We start from the raw sequence: 17,996 nt of genomic DNA, 5'->3' as shown, positions 1-17,996 counted from the left end.
GCCCGGCCCGCCGTTTGACTTGCGAGTGATCAGATGCGCGTGCCGGCGGTCGCGTGGAACGCGTGGTGCCGGTCGGCGCGCGGCTTGACGAACACGGTGTCGCCCATGTTGGGCATGTGCCGGCGATCGGTGCGGATGGTGAACCGCTCCGAGACCCCGTCCATCGCGGCGTGGCCGTAGATGTTGGCGTCGGAACCGAGGTCCTCGACCAGCTCGACGACGACCGGCAGGCCGCCGTCGGTCGGGCCGACCAGGTCGCAGTCTTCCGGCCGGAAGCCCACGGTCACCTTGTCGCCGCCGCCGTTGGCCCGGGCCTTCTCGACCTCTTCGCGGGTCAGCGGGATGACCATGTCGACGAACTTGGCGCCACCGTCGGTGAGCGGCACGGTCTTGATGTTCATCGCCGGCGAGCCCATGAAGCCCGCGACGAAGACGTTGGACGGCTTGTCGTAGAGCGCCCGCGGGGTGTCGACCTGCTGGAGCACGCCGTCGAGCATGACCGCGACCCGGTGGCCCATCGTCATGGCCTCGACCTGGTCGTGGGTCACGTAGACGGTGGTGATGCCGAGCTTGGCCTGCAGCGAGGCGATCTGGGTGCGGGTCTGCACGCGGAGCTTGGCGTCGAGGTTCGACAGCGGCTCGTCCATGAGGAAGACCTGCGGCTCACGCACGATCGCGCGGCCCATCGCGACACGCTGGCGCTGACCACCGGAGAGCGCCTTCGGCTTGCGGCCGAGGTATTCCTCGAGCTGGAGCAGGCCGGCGGCCTCCTTGACCCGGCGGTCGATCTCCGCCTTGGAGGTCTTGCGCAGCTTGAGCGCGAACGCCATGTTCTCGTACACCGTCATGTGCGGGTAGAGGGCGTAGTTCTGGAAGACCATCGCGATGTCGCGGGCCTTCGGCGGCAGGTGCGTGACGTCGCGGCTGTCGATGTGAATCGAGCCCTCGTCGACGTCTTCGAGGCCCGCGAGCATGCGCAGGCTGGTCGACTTGCCGCAGCCGGAGGGGCCGACGAGGACGAGGAACTCGCCGTCGCCGATCTCCAGGTCGAGGTGGTCGACCGCAGGCCGTTCAGTGCCCGGGTAAACCCGGGTGGCCTGCGTGTAGGTGACCGTAGCCATGGGGGGACACCGCTTCCTTTCACCGGCAGGAACGTGCCGGACGATCCGAGTGAAAAGAGCTGCCGGCACGTCACCGTGCCGACACCAGTGCTCGTCACCGTAAACGTTTCTCGCATTTGTGCCAAGGGCAGGCCGGGACTCCTGCCCCATTTGCCCTGGCACGCGCCCGCTGCGTCACGGCTCGCTATGCTGTGCTCTACCTGCCCCTGTAGCTCAGTTGGCCAGAGCACTCGCCTTGTAAGCGAGATGTCGCCGGTTCGATCCCGGCCGGGGGCTCAGACAGCCGAACCGAAGCGCGCGACGTGGTGCCAGACCCGCTTCAGGGTTTGTGGGTCGTGTTTGCCAGCGTTGACTGCCGCGCCGATGATGCGGGCGTCCAGGCGGTCGTCCTGGGCGATGTCCAGACCCGCCTCGATGATCTCCGGGCCGCGGTAGTCCGGGTGCAGCACGAAATCGGACACCGGCAGCGAGAAGCCGTGATGCCATTCCACCGGGCAGGCCAGCGCCGACGCGAGTTGCTCGATCGCCGTGTCGCGGTAGCACGGGTCGAGCACCACGGCCTCGACGTCGTCGGCGAGCCGGATCACCCCGTGTACGTGGGCCTCGATGTAGTCGTCGAGGTAGTCCTGCTCGTCGGCCTCGGCCAGGGCGACCAGCGACATCTTGGCCGCGACGCCGAAGTCGGCCGGCTCGAGGAAGCTGTCGGGATAGCAGAAGGTCGTGCGCGGCAGGGTCGCCGCCCGCAGCCGCAGGTGGGCCGAGCCGAACCGGGGCGAGCCGCCGGCTTGGCGGCCGCGGTGGTTGAGCGAGCCGTACTTAGGTCGCGATTGCGCGAGAGCCGTGTCGTACGCGCCGCCGAAGATCCGGCTTTCCCAGCGCCAGCGGTCGCCACCGGGGAAGGCGGTCAGGCCGCCGTTGCTGGTGCCGGTCTCGAACTGGGACCGGTAGACGCCGTCGCGCGCCATCGCCGCGAGGATCGGCTCGCCGGCGAACATCCGGTCGGGGTGGAAGTGCATCGTGACCCGCAGCGCCGGGTCGACCGGCTCGCCGACCGAACGGGTCGCCACATGCGCGACCGCCTGCTCCCAACTCATCCGCGCCGCGCCGTGATGTTGAGCCGCACGTAGTCGACGGTGTCGCCGGGCGTCCGCTCCCAGACCGCAGCCACGAACTCGGCACGCGCCACCGACGGCACCCGTTGCACCCACGGTCCGAGGGGCACCGTCTCCAGGTACGCCAGCATCTCGTCGGAGGCGACCGGGAAGGGCTGGAGCCAGCACTCGATGTCGACGAAACCGGACGCCGTGAGCCGACGCCGCGTCGATGAAGGGTCCGCGAACAGGAAGGGCGGTGCGAAGTCGGCGAAATGCGACCGCCATGCCGGCAGCGCCGCGACCTGGTCCGCCGCCGCGCGCAGCGCCGCGATGTTGCCCGCACCGCCGCACTGGGCGACCAGCCGCCCGCCTGGGCGCAGCACCGCGGCGAGCCGGTCGAACAGCCGGTCGTGGTCGAGCACCCAGTGGAAGGTGGCGGTGGAGAAGATCGCGTCCACGGGCTCCGGCAACGCCAGGTCGAGCAGGTCGACGCGCAGCACCTCGGGCAGCGTCTCCCGGGCGATGGCCACCATCTCCGGGTCGGCGTCGACCGCGATCAGCCGCCCGCGCGGCAGCCGGGCCAGCAGCTTCGCGCTGATCCGTCCCGTGCCGCAGCCGGCGTCCAGCACGGTTTCCGAGCCGTCGAGGGGCAGCCGGTCGAGCACTTCGGCCGCCATCGCGTCCATGGCCACGGACACCCGGTGATACGCGGCGGCGTCCCAGCTTCGGGCGGTCATCGGCGTGCCGGCGGCGCGAAAACCATGATCGCATTATGCGCCGCCGGCGCCGAGAAGCGTCAGCGGAAGTCGGCGTCCTCGCTGTCGACCGGCCGCTCGGAGGACGACCGCGACCACTGCCGGTGCGAACGCTGGGTGTTGCCGCCGTCGTCGGCCGTCGGCGACGGTGCCGGCTGCGTCCGGGCCGGCGCGGGCGCCTGCGCGGGTGCGGCCGGCTGCTGTGCGCCGCCGCCCCCGGCCGGTGCCCCACCACCGAACGAGCCGAGCGAGTTGAGCAGTTGGAGGTCGCTGATCGGGGAGTTCTTCGTGTCGACGCCCGACAGCGGCAGGTTGCCGACCATCGGCAGGCCGACCACGGAGTCGTCGGCCTCGGTGACCCCGCCGAGGAAGCCGGGCGGCATCTCGGCCTCCATCGCCTCGCCGATCAGCGGCGGCACCAGGCCTTGGCCGAACCCGTCGAGGCCACCGAGGTCGCCGCCGCGCAGGTCGGCGACGCCGAAGTCGTTGGGCTCCGGCGCGGCGTGCTTGCCGACCGCACCGAGCGGGTCGCTGGCGAGCTCGCCCAGCGGCCCGCCGCCCAGTGCGCCGCCACCGAGGTCGGGCAGCCCGCCGCCCCGCCCGATCGAGTCCAGCCCGGCGCCGCCGAGCGCGCCCGGGCCGAAGCCGCTGAGCTGGTCCGCGTCTACCGTGCTGCCCAGGGTCCGCATCTGGGAGTCGCTCCCGATCGTGTTGAGGTTGTCGTCGCTGAGCGTCCGGCCGGTCTGGTCAGTGCTGTCGCCGAGCGCACCCGTGAGCTGGTCCTCGTCGAGCACGCCGCCGGCGGACCCGCCGACACCGAGTGGGTCGCTGCCGAGCGCGCCGAGCGGGGATTCGCCGAGCGGACTGCCGCCGACCACCGGCAGCGCCGAGCCGGTCTGTGCCTGGCCGTTGACCAGTTGGTCAGCGCCGAGGTCGCCGGCGCCGAGCGAGCCGGTCGGGTTGTTCGCCAGCGGTCCGACCGAGTTCACCGTGTCGCCGACGGTGTTGACGCCGAGCTTCTTGCCGCCGAACCCGAGCAGGGTGAGGCTGTCGGCCGAAATAGGCGCGGGCGCCGGGCCGGCTTCCAAGGCCGCCGGGTCGACACCCGCCGCCGGGTCGGACGGGACCGCACCGAGGAAGCCGAGGTGCTGTCCGGGCGCCACGTCAGCGGGCGCGGCACTCTGGACGTCGCCCATAGGGGTGAAGAAGCCGTCGAGCGAACCGCGTAGGTCGTTCGCCGGAGAGTTGATCGCGTCGGCCTGTGCAGCTCCGCCTGCCAGGAGCAGGGCGCCACCGGCGGCGACGCCGACTGTACCCACCGCGCGATAGATCCACTTGGTCATGTCAGTCCATTCCGTAGCGCATTAGCGGCATTTACCGCCTAACTCACCAAACGGACCAACGACGCAAGCTCGGATTCCGTTGCTCTCCACGCGCGGTCAGCACCTACGATCCCGTTCATGGTCGTTCCCTGGCGCAATCGGGCGCGTCGCGCGGTCGAGACCCGGATGCTGCGCCAGCCGACGGTGAACCGGCTGCTGACCAACGGCGACGCCCGGCCGCACTACATCGTCTGCGGGCACGACGCCCTCGCGTACCACCTGGTCAACGCTCTGGGGCCGGCGACGGTGCGCGTTACCGTCGTCGTGCCGTCCAAGCGACACCCCACCGCACCGGACATCACGAAGATCCGTGGCATCCGGGTGATCCGGGCGGACCGGGTCGACGAGGCGACCCTGCGCGCGGCCGGTCTGGAGACCGCCGCCGGGCTCGCACTCATGCAGCAGGACGACGTCGGCAACATCCACGCCGCGTTGACGGCGCACGAGGTCGCGACGCGGGTCCGGATCGTGCTGCGGATGTTCAACACCGGTCTCGGGTACGGCGTGAAGCGGCTGCTCGGCGACTGTGAGGTGCTCTCGGACGCGGCGATGGCCGCACCCACGTTCGTCGCCGCGGCGCTGGGCGAGGTGGCACCGACCAACTTCCACCACTACGGCCGCACGCTGGTGGTGGCCCACCGCGCCGAGGTGCGCCCCGAGCACGTCGTGTGCGGCATCGCGGACACCAGCGACCCGGCCCACCTGGTCGTGTTGCCCGAGCCGGACCAGGCCGACCTGGTGCTGGCCGAGGCCACCGGTGCGCAGCCGGCCACCGAGGTCGCGGCCAACCGGATCGCCCGGTCCCGCCGGCTGCGCCGACCGCTGTACGGCACCGGCAAGGCACTACGGTCCTTCTTCAGCCGGAAGATCGGCATCATCACGGCGGCCGTACTCGCGATCGCGCTGACCTTCGGCTTTCTGCTGTACCGGGCCGACGGTGCCGCGCATCTCGACCCCTGGCAGGCCGTCTACACGACCCTGCTGACCGCGCTCAACGGCGCCGAGGTCGAGATCGACAAGGGCATCGCGGTCCAGCTCATGCAGATCGTGCTCACCGTGGCCGGGCTCGCGCTGGTCCCGTTGATCACCGCCGCCGTGGTCGACGCGATGGTCAACGCCCGGCTCGCGCTCAGTGCCGGCCGGCTCGCGGTGCCGCGCGAGGGGCACGTCGTCGTGGTCGGGCTCGGCAACGTCGGCACCCGGGTGATCCGCCAACTGCACAACCTCGGCGTCGAGGTGGTGGCGATCGACAAGGTGCCCAACGCCCGCGGTGCCGTGGTCGCCAAGCAGCTCGGCATCCCGGTCATCATCGGCGACGCCGCGCTGGAGGAGACCCTGGTCGAGGCCTCGGTCAGCTCCTGCCGCGCGTTGGTCGTGGTGTCCACCGACGACGTGACCAACCTCCAGGCCGCGCTCAACGGGCGGGCGCTGCAGCCGGACCTGCGGGTCGTGCTGCGGCTCTTCGACGGCGACCTGGCACAGCGGATCCGCTCGACGTTCGGCATCTTCCGCTCGCACAGCGTGTCGTACCTGGCCGCTCCCGAGTTCGCCGCCGTGCTGCGCAAGCGGCAGGTAGTGGCGACCGTCCCGGTGGGCCGGCACGCGCTGCTGGTCACGATCGTGGTCGTCGCCAAGGGCTCGGCACTGGACGGCCAGCCGGTGCGGGGTGCCGACCAGACCCGTGGCGTACGCGTGATGGCCCTGCTCAAAGCCGGTCAGCGGCCGCGCTGGTCGCCGGCGCCGGACACCGTGCTCGGCCCCGGCGACGAGCTGACCGTGATCGCCCGGCGGGCCGGACTGAGCTGGCTGATCAAGCAGGCCGGTCCGTCGCCGATCTTGCCGACCCAGCAGGTCCCCGAGGACCCGACCATGGGCGACGGCAGCCCCGCGGGCACGTCAGACTGACTCGACAGCCACGGCCGGCACGTCGACGCCGAGCACCGCCTGCTCGTCGGGCCGGTGCACCAGCACGTCCTTCAGGTACGACTGCACGGCGGCGGCCAGCCCGACGTCGCGGCCGGACTCCTCGGAGCGGAACCAGCGGTGCTCGAGCACCTGGGTGAAGAGCTCGGCCGGCTCCAGCTTGCGGCGCAGCCCGGCCGGCACGGCCCGCACGACCGGCTCGAACACCTCGATCAACCAGCGGTGCGCGGCCTGCTGCTCGTCGGTCAGGTCGGTGTCGACGCGATACGCGTCGAGGTCGTTGAGCAGCGCCCGGGCCTGGTTCTCCTCGGCGTCGAGGCCGGTCAGCCGCAGCAGCCGGCGGGTGTGGTGGCCGGCGTCGACCACCTTCGGGCGCACGTACGCCCGGCCGCCCTCGCCCACCGACATCGACACCTCGGCGATGTCGAAGCCGAGCTCGTTGAGCTTGCGGATCCGCTTCTCGATCTCGTGCCGCGAGTCGCGGGCGACCTCCTGCTCGAAGGTCACCTCGTGCCAGAGCCGCTCGTAGCGGGCGATCACCTCGTCGGCCACCCACTCCGGGTCGATCGCCTCGTCGAGCAGCTCGGCGGCCTGCAGGTCGAGCGCCTCGCCGAAGATGTTCAGCCGGGCGATCTCGACGTCCTCGTTGCGCTGGCCGTTGCTCAGCGACGGGCGCAGCGCGCCGGTCTCGGCGTCGACCAGGTACGCGGCGAAGGCGCCGGCGTCGCGGCGGAACAGCGTGTTGGACAGCGAGCAGTCACCCCAGAAGAAACCGGTCAGGTGCATCCGGACGAGGAGGGCGGCGAGCGCGTCCAGCAGCCGGGTCATCGTCTCCGGGCGCAGGGTGTGCGAGAACACCGCGCGGTACGGCAGCGAGAACTGGAGATGCCGGGTGACCAGCACGGGGTCGAGCGGCTCGCCGGCGTCGTCGGTGCGGTCGGCGACGATCGCCACCGCCTCCACGGCCGGGAAGTCGATCCGCTCCAGCGCGCGCAGCAGGTCGTACTCGCGCTCGGCGATCCGCTCGCCGGTCTCTTTCACGGCATAGACGAAGCCGTCCAGCCGGACGAAGCGCACCACGTGCCGGGAGATGCCCTGCGGCAGCGCGACGAGGTGCTCGGCCGGCCACTCTTCGAGCGGTGTCGACCAGGGTAGGTCGAGCAACGCCGGGTCGATGAGGGCCGAAGTGATGCGCACGGGTGCAAGTCTGCCCGCTCACCTCGCCGCCACGCAGGTGTCCGTGGCTCGTTACACAGTGGCGAGATGATCTGATTGTCTGCTCTGGGGCTTTTCTCCTGGCCGGCAGTCCATGTAGGAGCCGAGGGGAGACAGGTATGCGGCGGACTCTGGCGCTGGTCGCGGGTGCGTGCACGGCGGTGGTCCTGGCGGGCGCGACGGCGTACGCGATGACCACTGACCCGATCGAGGCACAGCCGGCGGGAAGCGCGGGGCTCGGCCGCGCCGAGGCTCCCCTGGAGGCGGACGCACCCGCGGCGCGGGCCGAGGCGCCCGCCGCCGGACCGGCCGCCGCTCCCCGGAAAGAGGGCATCGGCCCCGTGATCGACGCCGTGGGCCGCCAGCAGGTCGGCGCGCTGGAGTCGGTCGACAGCCTGCTCGACTACCGCACCGAGGGCGCGACCCAGACCTTCTCCTACCCGGGCGCCGAGTACGTGAAGGTGCACTTCAACGAGCTCACGATGCTGCCGGGTGACTACGTCACGGTCGCCGACCCCGCCCGCACCGAGGTGCACCGGATCGACAGCGACCCTCTTGACGTGGTCGGCGGCCTGCTCGGCAGCCGCCCCGAGGCGGCCGGCGAGGGCGTCGGCCGGTGGGCGATGTCGGTGACGGGCGACACGGCCGTGGTCACGCTGCACCGCGCCGTCCCGGACCCGCTGGGCGTGCAGGAGGCCGCCGGCCTCGGCGTCCGGGTCGACAAGGTGGCCCGCGGCTTCACGGACACCGAGCAGGAGCGGGCCGACGAAGCTGACCGCGCGCTGACCGAGAACGGCCGCGAGGAGAGCGTCTGCGGCAGCAACGAGGCGCGCGACGCGGTCTGCTACAAGTCGGCCGACCCGACCGCCTACAAGAAGTCGAAGGCGGTCGCCCGACTGCTGATCAACGGCACCGAGCTGTGCACCGGCTGGCGGCTCGGCTCGACCAACCGGATGCTCACCAACAACCACTGCATGGTGACCTCGCGCGACGCGTACGACACCGAGGTCTGGTTCGACTACCAGTGCACGAAGTGTGGCGGGCACGCCGTGTTCAAGGCCACCAAGGTGTGGGGCGACAAGGTGCTGAGCACCAACCGGGACCTCGACTACACGCTGTTCACGGTCGAGAACTTCGCCCAGGTGCAGAAGTTCGGCTACCTGACCATCGAGCCGACCCGGCCGAGCCGCGGCAGCGAGGTCTACATCCCGCAGCACCCGGGCGGCGACCCGGGCATGATCGCGATGGGCAGCGACAAGGACAACGGCGGCATCTGCGCGGTCAACGACCCGGCGTACGACGGCTACACCACGGACAGCGACGTCTCGTACTACTGCGACACCGCGGGCGGTTCGTCGGGTTCGCCGGTGATCTCCCGCAAGACCGACCGGGTGATCGCCCTGCACCACTTCGGCGGCTGCCCGAACAGCGGTGTCCGGATCGACCTCATCTACAACCGGATCAAGAAGCTGCTCTGAGCGGACGGTAGGCGGGCCGGCCGGTCTGGTGCCGCACGGATACCGTGGTCACGTGCGAAACGCGATCACCGAGCGGGCGGCCGCGCTCCGGCTCCGGCCGGTGCGGCCCGCCCGCTGGTGGTTCGACGCCCTCCTGATCGGCCTGTTCGCGCTGCTCACGGGTGTGCTGGCGGCCGGCGGCCTGCTCGGCCTCGACACCGCGACGCACGACTGGGTCGTCAGCCACCAGACGCAGGCGACGTTCTGGCTGGCCCGGGTCTTCAACTTCCTCGGCCAGGGCACCCCGCTCACCCTGATCAGCCTGGTCATCGCCCTGTTCCTGGCGGTGCGCCGGCGCAACATCTGGCCGGTCCTGCCGGTCGTGGCGGCCTTCCTGATCACCGGCGTCGTGATCATGCCCCTGAAGATCTGGACCGAGCGGGCGGCGCCGGGATACGAAGGTCCCAACGCCGTTGACCTGTTCAACAACGCCCTGCCGGCGGGCACGTACGACATCAGCTACCCGTCGGGACACCTGGTCAACACCGTCGTCTGGTACGGCGTGATCGCCCTGCTCCTGGCACCCTGGCTGAACCGCACCGCCCGGCTGTGGCTGCGCATCGCGCCACCGGCGATCGTCTTCGTGACGACCATCTACCTGGACTACCACTGGCTGACGGACTCGGTCGCCGGCGTGCTGCTGGGCGTGTTCATCGCCCGCCTGATCGACCGCGTGCCATGGCAGCTACCCGACCGCCAGCCCTAGCCCTCGCCCGCCGGCTGGGCCTACGCGACGCGGTCGTGGTCGGCCTCGGCTCGATGCTGGGCGCCGGGGTCTTCGTGGTCTTCGCGCCGGCCGCCGCCGCGGCCGGCGGAGTCGGGCTCCTGGTCGCGCTGGGCGTGGCGGGCTTCGTCGCCTTCTGCAACGCCACGAGCTCGGCCCGGCTGGCCGCGCGCTATCCGGAGTCGGGTGGCGCCTACGTCTACGGCCGGGAACGGTTGGGCGCGTTCCCCGGTTTCCTGGCGGGCTGGGCGTTCGTCTGCGGCAAGACGGCGAGCTGCGCGGCGATGGCCCTGGCGATCGGCGCGTACGCCTGGCCGGCGCATCCCCGCGTGGTCGCGGTGCTGGCGGTGGTCGCGGTGACCGCCCTGAACCTGCGCGGCATCGCCAAGACGGCCCGGGTGACGCTCGTCCTCGTGTCGGTGACGCTGCTGGTCCTGGCCACGGTGGCAGTGACCGGGGTGGCGAGCACGCCGTCGCTGTCGCTCGGCCCGGCGCCGTCCGCCCGGGGCGTACTGGCCGCCGCGGGGCTGCTGTTCTTCGCCTTCGCCGGCTACGCCCGGATCGCGACGCTGGGTGAGGAGGTCCGCGACCCGGCGCGCACCATCCCGCGGGCGATCCCACTGGCCCTGGGCATCGTGCTGGTGATCTATTTCGCGCTGGCCGTGATCGCGCTGGCGGTCCTGGGCCCGACCCGCCTGGCTGAGTCGACGGCGCCGCTGGCGTCGGTGGCCTCGGTGGCGGGCTCGCCGGGCCTGGCCTCAGCGGTCCGAGCGGGTGCGGTGGTGGCGGTCCTCGGTGTGCTGGTCGCGCTGCTGGCCGGGGTGGGCCGCACGGCGCTGGCGATGGGCCGCCGCCGCGACCTCCCCGCCGCGCTCGCCTCGGTGCACCCGTCGACGCAGGTGCCACACGTTGCGGAGCTAGTGGTCGCTTCGGTGGTCATCGTCCTGGTCCTGCTGGGCGGCCTGACGGCCGCGATCGCGGCGTCGAGCTGCCTGGTCCTGGTCTATTACGCGATCGCCAACGCGTCGGCCCTGACCCTGCGCGATCGCCTCTTCCCACGGCTGCTGGCCGCGCTGGGCCTGGCCGGCTGCCTGGTCCTGGCCGCGACGGTCCCGACCCGAGGCCTGCTGGCCGGCGCCGCGATCCTGGTCGTCGGAGCCCTCGGCTACGCGGTCCGTCGGAGCCGTCGCTCGACGTAACGGTGTCGCGAAAAGGACAGTTAGGACGATGTACTCGCTCAACACGACCGAGTAGACCTTTTTGAATGAGCGGCGGCCGTAAGCGCACCGGCGACAAGGAGCAGTTCGGCAGGAGTGATCAAGCTCGCGGCCGGGGCAAGCGCTCCCGTGGGGTCGTGGACGTGTTCGTCTCCTACGCCGGGCCGGATCGGCCGTGGGCGGAGTGGGCGGCATGGCAGTTGCAGGACGCCGGCTACTCGGTCGAACTGGATGTGTGGCATTGGCAGACGGGCGACAACGTGGCGCTCCGGATGAATGATGCCCTCGAACGTGCCGGGCGGATCCTCATGTTGTGGTCGCCCGCCTACTTCGACCCGAACCGCTTCACCTCCGACGAGTGGACCGCCCTGATGGCGGAGCGTCCCGAGGAACGTCCACATCTTGTGCCGTTGAGGATCAGCGAGGTGACGCCGCCGAGGCTGCTCGCGCCGTTGGCCTATCGAGACGTCTACGGGCTGGACGAGGAGCAGGCCCGCAGGAGCTTGCTGGAGGCCGTCGGCGGCAAGCGCGATGCGCGGGGTCAGCCTGAGTTCCCCGGCACCGCCAAGCAGACGCCGCTGCGCGAATCGCCGCCACGACTGCCCGGGGTCCAGCCACCGGTGTGGAACGTGCCTCAGCGCAGCCCACTGTTCACGGGCCGGGACGGCCTGTTGGCCACGGTGCGCGAAAAGTTCGTCGGCGGACGCGGCTCGGTAGTTCAAGCGATGCATGGAATGGGTGGAGTAGGCAAGACCACGTTGGCGATTGAGTACGCGCACCGTTTCGCGGGCTCCTACGACATGGTGTGGTGGATCGACGCCGAGCAGGCCACGCTGATCGGGGACATGTTCATCGCCCTCGGCATCGAGGCCGGGTGGGTCTCGGTCGACGCACCTACGGCCGATGCGAGCGCGCTTGTGCTGCAGCGGCTGCGCCGCGCGACCGGCTGGCTGCTCATCTTCGACAACGCCCCGCGCCGAGAGGGCCTTCATCGGTGGCTGCCGCAAGGAACCGGGCACGTGTTGATCACTTCGCGCGATCCGGGCTGGAACCAGCTCGCCGATCCACTGCCGCTGCCGGAGTTCGCGCGGCTCGAGTCGCTCGCGTTGCTGCGCCGCAGCTTGCCGAACATCGCTCACGACCGCGCCGACGAACTCGCTCACCGAGTAGGTGACCTGCCACTGGCGGTAGCGCAGGCAGCCCAGGTGCTCGGCGAGACCGGCATGCTCGTCGCCGACTATCTCGCGATGCTCGACAAGCAAACGTCGTTGATTCTGGCGGAGGGAGCACCCGACAACTATCCAGCCCCGCTGGCCGCAGTCGTCCAAACCACAGTGCAGCGACTGGCAAGCGAGGACGAGGCCGCTGTCCAGCTTTTGCGCCTGTGCGCGCAACTCGGTCCGGAGCCGATCCCGACCGACCTGTTCACCGCGGCACCCGCGGCGCTCGGGAAGCCGCTTGCCGAGCTGGTGACCATGCCCATGGCCTTCGGCCATACGATGCGGCGGATCGGCGCGTACGGCCTCGCCCGCCTCGACGAGGGCACGCTTCAACTGCACCGGCTCACCCAGGCCATCCTCCGGGACAGCGCAGGCGAGGTCGACCAGCCCGCACTGCGCCTCCAGGCCGAGACAGTCCTGGCCGCTTCACCCATGGACGATGGCCGCGACCCGGCGCGCTGGCCGAGGTGGGCTCAACTCATACCCCACCTGACGGCACTGGACCCGTCGACGAGCACTCATCACGAGCTTCGGCAGCTCACCTGCGATGCCAGCTCGTATCTGATCGCGCACGGAGACGTCGAGGCAGCGCACGCATTCTGCGCCCACCTGTACAGCGAGTGGCAACAGCGCCTTGGCCCTGATGATTCGCAAACGCTGTTCGTCGGCACGAACCTGGCGATCGCTTACACGTCGATGGGACGTTACGCGGATGCGTACCGCCTCAACGAAGAGATATATGACCGCCGGCGCCGCGCATTCGGCGACGATCATGTCGATACCCTGATCTCGGCCAGCGACCTCGCCGTCTGCCTTGACTATCTAGGCCGCTATGACGAGGCACTGCGTCTTGACCGAGACGTCTACGAACGACGTCGGCGCCTCCTGGGCGACGATCACCGCGACACCCTCAACTCGCTGAGCAACCTGGCTGCGGTCCTCAGTGACCTGGGCAGCCACGACGAAGCTCTACCCCTGAGTCAGGATGCCCTCGAGCGGTGCCAGCGCGTCTTCGGCGCCGACCATTACCAGACGCTCACCGCGGCCACCAACCTCGCGGGTGCACTCAACCGCGTCGACCGTCACGATGACGCCGTGCGCATAGGCAGAGACGGGTATGAACGCTGTCAACGCGTACTCGGGGACAATCACAGCGACACGCTCAGCGCCGCCAACAACCTCGCGGTCGCCCTCTACCACTTGGGTCAGCGTGATGAGGCCCTGCGTCTGAGCCGGGACGCCTACGAACGGTGCCAGCGCGCGCTCGGCGACGACCATCCCTACACACTTCTGGCAGCCAGCAACCTCGCGGCGATGCTCCACGACCTGGGCCGCCGCGACGAGGCTTTCCGCCTGAGCGGAGACTCACACGAACGCCGCCGCCGCGTGCTCGGCGACGACCACCCGCTCACGCTCAAGTCGGCGCAGAATCATGTGGCCGCCCTCGGCAGTCTGGGCCGCTACGGCGACGCGGTGCGCCTGGGTCGCCAGACTTATGATCGTCGCCGCCAGGTACTCGGTGACCACCACCCTGACACTCTTGCGACCGCGCGGGAGCTGGTCAAACTGCTCCGGATCACCGGAAAGCCAGGACAGGCGCGACAGCTGGCACGGTCGGTCCGGGAGCATGAAGCAGCGCCGCAGGCCTAGGTTCCATCGCGTTCGGCGCCGGTGCGGATGGCGCGTAGGACCGGCCAGACCGTGACCAGCCCGGCGGCCCAGACGAGCAGGCTCGCCCCGCCGGTCAGCCAGCTCGCCGCGTTCTGGTCGCGCAGACTGAAGACCACCGTCGCCAGCAGCAGGGCACCGGCGATGGCGCTGCAGAACATGAAGGTCAACAAACGCCGCCTTGCGGTCACCTAGGCATCATCGCGGACCGGTGCCACCCGGGGTGGGCAAACGGCCTTCAGCTGACCCAGGAGCCCGCGCGCATGACCCGCACCACGCGTAGGTCCGTGTCCAGGATGGCCAGGTCCGCACGCCAGCCCGGTTGGAGGGCGCCGACCGTGTCGCCGAGGCCGATCGCGCGGGCCGGGGTGGTCGCGGCCATCCGGCAGGCGTCGACGATCGGGATGCCGGCGCCGACCGCCTGGCGCACCGCGGCGTCCATGGTCAGGGTGCTGCCCGCGATCGCGCCGTCGCTGGCCAGACGGGCCACCCGGTCGCTGACCGTGACCTCCTGGCCGCCGAGCTCGTACGCGCCGTCGGGCATGCCGGCGGCCGCCATCGCGTCGGTGACCAGGGCGGCCCGGTCGGCTCCGGTCACCGAGGCCGCGAACGACAGGGTGCCGTCGTGCAGGTGCACGCCGTCGGCGACCAGCTCGCAGACCACGCTCGGCGCGCCCAGCAGGGCGAAGACCGGGCCGGGCTCGCGGTGGTGCGGCGGGCGCATCCCGTTGAACACGTGCGTGCCGACGCTGGCGCCGGCCTCGACCGCGGCCAGCGTCTCCGTGTAGGACGCGTCGGTGTGCCCGACGGCCGCGACCACGCCGTGCGAGACCAGCATCCGGATCGCCTCGACCGCGCCCGGCAGCTCAGGTGCGACAGTGACCATCCGGACCGCGCCGCGGCCCAGCGTGATCAGCTCAGCCAGCTCGGAGACCGAGGGATCGCGCAGGTACGAGGGGTTCTGCGCGCCGCAGCGGACCGCCGACAGGTATGGGCCCTCGAAGTGGATGCCGGCCAGCACCCCGGCGTCGACCAGTGGCGCGAACGCCGCCGTGGCCGAGCGCATCAGCGGGAACGGTGAGCTGACCAGGCTGGCGAACAGGGTCGTGGTGCCGTGCCGCAGGTGGAACGCGGCCGCGCGCAGGGCGGCGTCCGGGTCGCCCGTGGTGAACGTGTCGCCACCGCCGCCGTGGTTGTGGATGTCGACGAAGCCGGGCACGATCCACTGTGGATCATCGACGTCGCCCGGAGTGACCGCGCCGATCGATCTGCCGGTCACCTCCACGGAGCCCGTCACGACGCCGCTCGGCGTCACCACCCGTCCGTCGATCCTCACGCCGCCTCCAGTGCGTCCCCGCCGAGCAGGCCGGCGCCGAGGCAACCCGCCGCGTCGCCGAGTGCCGCTCGCACCAGCGCCGGTTCGCGCTGGAACGTCAACCGTGCCCGCAGGCCCGCGCCCAACGGGTCGAGCAACTGCGCGCCCGCCTCGGCCAGGCCGCCACCGATGACGATGACCGCCGGGTCGAACAGGGTCTGGGCGATCGTCAGACCGTCGGCCAGCGCGGCGACCACCTCGTCCCAGGCGCGGACCGCGAGCGGGTCGCCGCCGGCGGCCGCGGCCGCCACCTCGGCTGCCGACAGTGGCGCTCCGGCCAGCTCGGTGTAGCGGCGGGCCAGCGCGGACGCCGAGGACTCCGCCTCCATGCAGCCGCGCGCGCCGCAACCGCACGGTGCGCCACCGGGCCGCACGATGACGTGCCCGACCTCGCCGGCCGCGCCGTGTGCTCCGGCGAACGCCCGGCCGTCGACCACGTGCGCGGCGGCGATGCCGGTGCCGATCGCCACGAACAGCACGTGGCGCTCGCCGGTGCCGGCGCCCAGCCGGGCTTCGGCGACCCCGCCCGCCCGCACGTCGTGGCCCAGCGCCGTGGGCAGGCCGAGGCGGTCGGCCACCAGGTCTCGCAGCGGTAGGTCTCGGAAGCCCACGTTGGCCGCCCAGACCGCGACGCCGCGCTCCTCGTCGACCACGCCGGGCACCGCGAGGCCGGCGGCCACCGGGGTGAGCCCGTTGGCCCGCGCGGTGTCGGCCAGTCCGGCGGCCACGTCGAGGATCGTCTCGGCGACCGCGGCGCCACCGGCGGCGGCGTTGGTCGGGTGCCGTTCGGCGTGCCGCAGCAATCCCGCACTGGTGACCAGGCCGCACTTCATCACCGTGCCGCCCACGTCGAGCGCCACGACCACCTCGTCGGGGCCGGTCATGGCTGGTCCAGCACGACGGCGCGGGTCAGGTTGCGCGGCGCGTCGGGGTCGAGTCCGCGGTGCTGCGCCAGCGCCACCGCGAACCGCTGCGCCAGGATCAGTTGGGCCATCGGGTCAAGCGTGGCACCACCGTCGTCACCCACAAAACGCGCCCCGGTCGCGGTGACCTCGTCGACCAGGCCCGGCGGGGGCGGGCCGAACGACCAGACCGCGCGGCCGGGCGCCGCGATCGTGATCGGGCCGTGCCGATAGTCCATCGCCGGGTACGCCTCGGTCCAGAAGGCCGCCGCCTCCCGGCTCTTGAGGGCCGCCTCCTGGGCGAGCCCGACCGTCCAGCCCTGACCGACGAAGGTCACCTGCTCGACGGTGGCCGGGTCGAGGGGGAGCGGCGCGTGCAGCGCCTGGCGCGCGTGCTCGGCCAGCGCGGCGACGTCTTCACCGAGGCCGGCCCGGAGCAGGGCCAGGGCGGTGGTGGCGAACCGGGTCTGCACGACCGACCGCTCGTCGGCGAACGGCAGCGTGATCGCTGTGCGGGCCGCGGCGGCGGCGGGGCCGGCCGGGTCGCCGACGATGGCTAGGGACGGACCGGACAGACCGGCCAACAGGTCGACAGCCTCCGTGGTGGTGCCCGACCGGGTGATCGCCACGACCAGGTCGTAGTCGCGGCCGCGTGGGAACTCCGACGCCTGGAACGCGTCGGTCTCGCCCTGGCCGAGGCTTTCGCGCCGGGCGGCGTACGCCATCGCCATGAACCAGCTCGTGCCACAACCGACGACGGCGACCCGCTGGCCGCGGCGCGGCAGTGGCCCGAGGTCGAGCGACGCCGCGCGGACCCAGGCGGCCGGCTGGGTGGCGATCTCCGCCTCGACATGCGTCACAGAGCACCCCCACGGAGCTTGCGCGAATCAGTTCGATACTCGCTGTTTCCGCGCGTTATTGTGCAGGAGAACGTATCGTGCGGCAAGCGTGCGCGGATCGCGCACGAGTGCGCATCCAAGACGTTGCTTGCCGGCCGTTTCGCGCACTAGTGTGCACGCAATTACAGGGTCCGTGCCAGGGGGTCGATGTGGACCGGTACGCGCGTTGGAACGCCCTGCTCGAGCTGCTGACCGAGAGCGGCCGGGTGAGCGTGGAAGACGCCGCGCAGCGCCTCAACGTCTCGCAGGCGACCATCCGGCGCGACTTCGACCAGCTCGGCCAGCAGCAGATGATCACCCGTACGCGGGGTGGGGCCGTGGCGAACGGGGTCTCCTACGATTTGCCGCTGCGCTACAAGACGGCCAAGCACTCCGCGGAGAAGCAGCGCATCGGCGCGGCCGCGGCGGCCCTGGTCGAGCCCGGCATGGTGGTCGGGCTCAACGGCGGCACCACGACCACCGAGGTCGCCCGCGCGCTGGCGGTGCGCCCCGACCTCAACTCGAGCGCCGACGGTGCCCAGCTCACCGTGGTCACCAACGCGCTCAACATCGCCAACGAGCTGCTCGTCCGGTCGCGGATGAAGATCGTGGTGGCCGGCGGCGTGGTCCGGCCCCAGTCGTTCGAGCTCGTCGGCCCGTTGGGCAGCGCGCTGTTGCGTGAGGTGACCCTCGACGTGGCGCTGCTCGGCGTCAACGCCATCGACGTGACCCTGGGTGCGGCGGCGCACCACGAGGGCGAGGCGTCGATGAACGCGTTGATGGTCGCCCGGGCGCGGCGCGTCGTGATCATCGCTGACTCGTCCAAGTTGGGCGGTCACGCGTTCGCCCGGATCTGCCCTATCGACCGGGTCGACACCCTGATCACCGACTCCGGAGCGACACCGGAAGCGATCGAGCAGTTCCGGGCCGTAGGCGTGCGGGTGATCAACGCATAGCGGTCTATCCGAATATCTACATACCCAGTACTGTGTGCGCGATCCGACC

The 17,996-nt window shown here is 71.3% G+C and carries 15 protein-coding genes and 1 tRNA gene; 7 read left to right on the top strand and 9 right to left on the bottom strand.

Going from position 1 to position 17,996, the window contains the following annotated elements; all coding sequences use genetic code 11:
• Window positions 1-29 precede the first annotated feature (29 nt).
• On the bottom strand, window positions 30-1,121 hold the full coding sequence (locus BLV39_RS39835) for an ABC transporter ATP-binding protein (protein ID WP_090804281.1): 1,092 nt from the start codon (window positions 1,119-1,121) through the stop codon (window positions 30-32).
• Window positions 1,122-1,323: 202 nt separating this feature from the next.
• On the opposite strand from BLV39_RS39835, the gene BLV39_RS39830 reads away from it, so the two are divergent.
• Window positions 1,324-1,397, top strand: a tRNA-Thr gene (locus BLV39_RS39830).
• Here BLV39_RS39830 and BLV39_RS39825 read toward each other — a convergent pair.
• The 3 genes from BLV39_RS39825 to BLV39_RS39815 are packed head-to-tail and all read right to left on the bottom strand — an operon-like array spanning window position 1,397 to window position 4,313.
• Window positions 1,397-2,215 (bottom strand): DUF3626 domain-containing protein, encoded by an 819-nt coding sequence (locus BLV39_RS39825; RefSeq protein ID WP_090804279.1) that lies wholly within the window; start codon window positions 2,213-2,215, stop codon window positions 1,397-1,399. The two genes, BLV39_RS39830 and BLV39_RS39825, sit on opposite strands and share 1 nt — an antisense overlap.
• Window positions 2,212-2,952: a class I SAM-dependent methyltransferase gene (locus tag BLV39_RS39820; protein ID WP_090804276.1), complete on the bottom strand. Its 741-nt coding sequence runs from the start codon at window positions 2,950-2,952 to the stop codon at window positions 2,212-2,214. Before BLV39_RS39820 ends, BLV39_RS39825 begins: the two co-directional genes overlap by 4 nt.
• Before the next feature lie 59 nt (window positions 2,953-3,011).
• Window positions 3,012-4,313, bottom strand: a complete 1,302-nt coding sequence (locus BLV39_RS39815) for a hypothetical protein (RefSeq protein ID WP_090804274.1) — start codon at window positions 4,311-4,313, stop codon at window positions 3,012-3,014.
• A gap of 117 nt (window positions 4,314-4,430) precedes the next feature.
• Here BLV39_RS39815 and BLV39_RS39810 point away from each other — a divergent pair, with 117 nt between their 5' ends.
• The gene (locus tag BLV39_RS39810; protein WP_090804272.1) at window positions 4,431-6,257 is read left to right on the top strand and encodes an NAD-binding protein; all 1,827 of its coding nucleotides are present in this window, start codon (window positions 4,431-4,433) and stop codon (window positions 6,255-6,257) included.
• Here BLV39_RS39810 and BLV39_RS39805 read toward each other — a convergent pair.
• Window positions 6,249-7,472 (bottom strand): DUF4032 domain-containing protein, encoded by a 1,224-nt coding sequence (locus BLV39_RS39805; RefSeq protein ID WP_090804270.1) that lies wholly within the window; start codon window positions 7,470-7,472, stop codon window positions 6,249-6,251. The genes BLV39_RS39810 and BLV39_RS39805 overlap by 9 nt on opposite strands.
• Before the next feature lie 137 nt (window positions 7,473-7,609).
• On the opposite strand from BLV39_RS39805, the gene BLV39_RS39800 reads away from it, so the two are divergent.
• The 4 genes from BLV39_RS39800 (at window position 7,610) to fxsT (ending at window position 13,818) form a co-directional block, all read left to right on the top strand.
• On the top strand, window positions 7,610-8,968 hold the full coding sequence (locus BLV39_RS39800) for a trypsin-like serine peptidase (protein WP_090804267.1): 1,359 nt from the start codon (window positions 7,610-7,612) through the stop codon (window positions 8,966-8,968).
• Between the two features lie 52 nt (window positions 8,969-9,020).
• Window positions 9,021-9,713, top strand: coding sequence for a phosphatase PAP2 family protein (locus BLV39_RS39795; RefSeq protein ID WP_090804265.1), 693 nt, complete (start codon window positions 9,021-9,023; stop codon window positions 9,711-9,713).
• Complete coding sequence (locus BLV39_RS39790; RefSeq protein WP_090804263.1) at window positions 9,686-10,930, top strand: APC family permease; 1,245 nt, start codon at window positions 9,686-9,688, stop codon at window positions 10,928-10,930. Before BLV39_RS39795 ends, BLV39_RS39790 begins: the two co-directional genes overlap by 28 nt.
• Window positions 10,931-11,085: 155 nt before the next feature.
• Entirely contained in the window at window positions 11,086-13,818 is a 2,733-nt protein-coding gene (gene fxsT, locus BLV39_RS39785; RefSeq protein ID WP_176985332.1) for an FxSxx-COOH system tetratricopeptide repeat protein, read from the top strand.
• On the opposite strand, the gene BLV39_RS39780 is transcribed toward fxsT, so the two are convergent.
• From BLV39_RS39780 to BLV39_RS39765, 4 genes are read right to left on the bottom strand one after another with little or no spacing between them, the layout of a single operon-like run.
• Complete coding sequence (locus BLV39_RS39780) at window positions 13,815-14,027, bottom strand: hypothetical protein (RefSeq protein WP_143050115.1); 213 nt, start codon at window positions 14,025-14,027, stop codon at window positions 13,815-13,817. The genes fxsT and BLV39_RS39780 overlap by 4 nt on opposite strands.
• Before the next feature lie 47 nt (window positions 14,028-14,074).
• A complete protein-coding gene (gene nagA / locus BLV39_RS39775; RefSeq protein ID WP_239083649.1) occupies window positions 14,075-15,172 on the bottom strand; it encodes an N-acetylglucosamine-6-phosphate deacetylase in 1,098 nt (365 codons plus the stop codon).
• Window positions 15,169-16,095: an ROK family protein gene (locus BLV39_RS39770; protein ID WP_090804257.1), complete on the bottom strand. Its 927-nt coding sequence runs from the start codon at window positions 16,093-16,095 to the stop codon at window positions 15,169-15,171. The genes nagA and BLV39_RS39770 overlap by 4 nt, the downstream gene beginning before the upstream one ends.
• Window positions 16,092-16,973, bottom strand: a complete 882-nt coding sequence (locus BLV39_RS39765) for an SIS domain-containing protein (RefSeq protein ID WP_090804256.1) — start codon at window positions 16,971-16,973, stop codon at window positions 16,092-16,094. The genes BLV39_RS39770 and BLV39_RS39765 overlap by 4 nt, the downstream gene beginning before the upstream one ends.
• A gap of 188 nt (window positions 16,974-17,161) precedes the next feature.
• Between BLV39_RS39765 and BLV39_RS39760 the strand changes: the two genes are divergently transcribed.
• Entirely contained in the window at window positions 17,162-17,947 is a 786-nt protein-coding gene (locus BLV39_RS39760) for a DeoR/GlpR family DNA-binding transcription regulator (RefSeq protein ID WP_090804254.1), read from the top strand.
• Window positions 17,948-17,996: the final 49 nt, after the last annotated feature.

It is taken from the genome of Asanoa ishikariensis, assembly GCF_900107455.1.
Classification (GTDB): Bacteria; Actinomycetota; Actinomycetes; order Mycobacteriales; family Micromonosporaceae; genus Asanoa; species Asanoa ishikariensis.
This window is presented reverse-complemented; position numbering and strand designations above follow the sequence as displayed.

Bases quoted from the DNA above. Each gene is read 5' to 3' on its own strand.
- BLV39_RS39790 (WP_090804263.1), top strand. From the start codon at position 9,686: ATGGCAGCTACCCGACCGCCAGCCCTAGCCCTCGCCCGCCGGCTGGGC.
- BLV39_RS39770 (WP_090804257.1), bottom strand. From the start codon at position 16,095: ATGACCGGCCCCGACGAGGTGGTCGTGGCGCTCGACGTGGGCGGCACG.
- BLV39_RS39825 (WP_090804279.1), bottom strand. From the start codon at position 2,215: ATGAGTTGGGAGCAGGCGGTCGCGCATGTGGCGACCCGTTCGGTCGGC.
- BLV39_RS39820 (WP_090804276.1), bottom strand. From the start codon at position 2,952: ATGACCGCCCGAAGCTGGGACGCCGCCGCGTATCACCGGGTGTCCGTG.
- BLV39_RS39800 (WP_090804267.1), top strand. From the start codon at position 7,610: ATGCGGCGGACTCTGGCGCTGGTCGCGGGTGCGTGCACGGCGGTGGTC.
- BLV39_RS39835 (WP_090804281.1), bottom strand. From the start codon at position 1,121: ATGGCTACGGTCACCTACACGCAGGCCACCCGGGTTTACCCGGGCACT.
- BLV39_RS39810 (WP_090804272.1), top strand. From the start codon at position 4,431: ATGGTCGTTCCCTGGCGCAATCGGGCGCGTCGCGCGGTCGAGACCCGG.
- BLV39_RS39815 (WP_090804274.1), bottom strand. From the start codon at position 4,313: ATGACCAAGTGGATCTATCGCGCGGTGGGTACAGTCGGCGTCGCCGCC.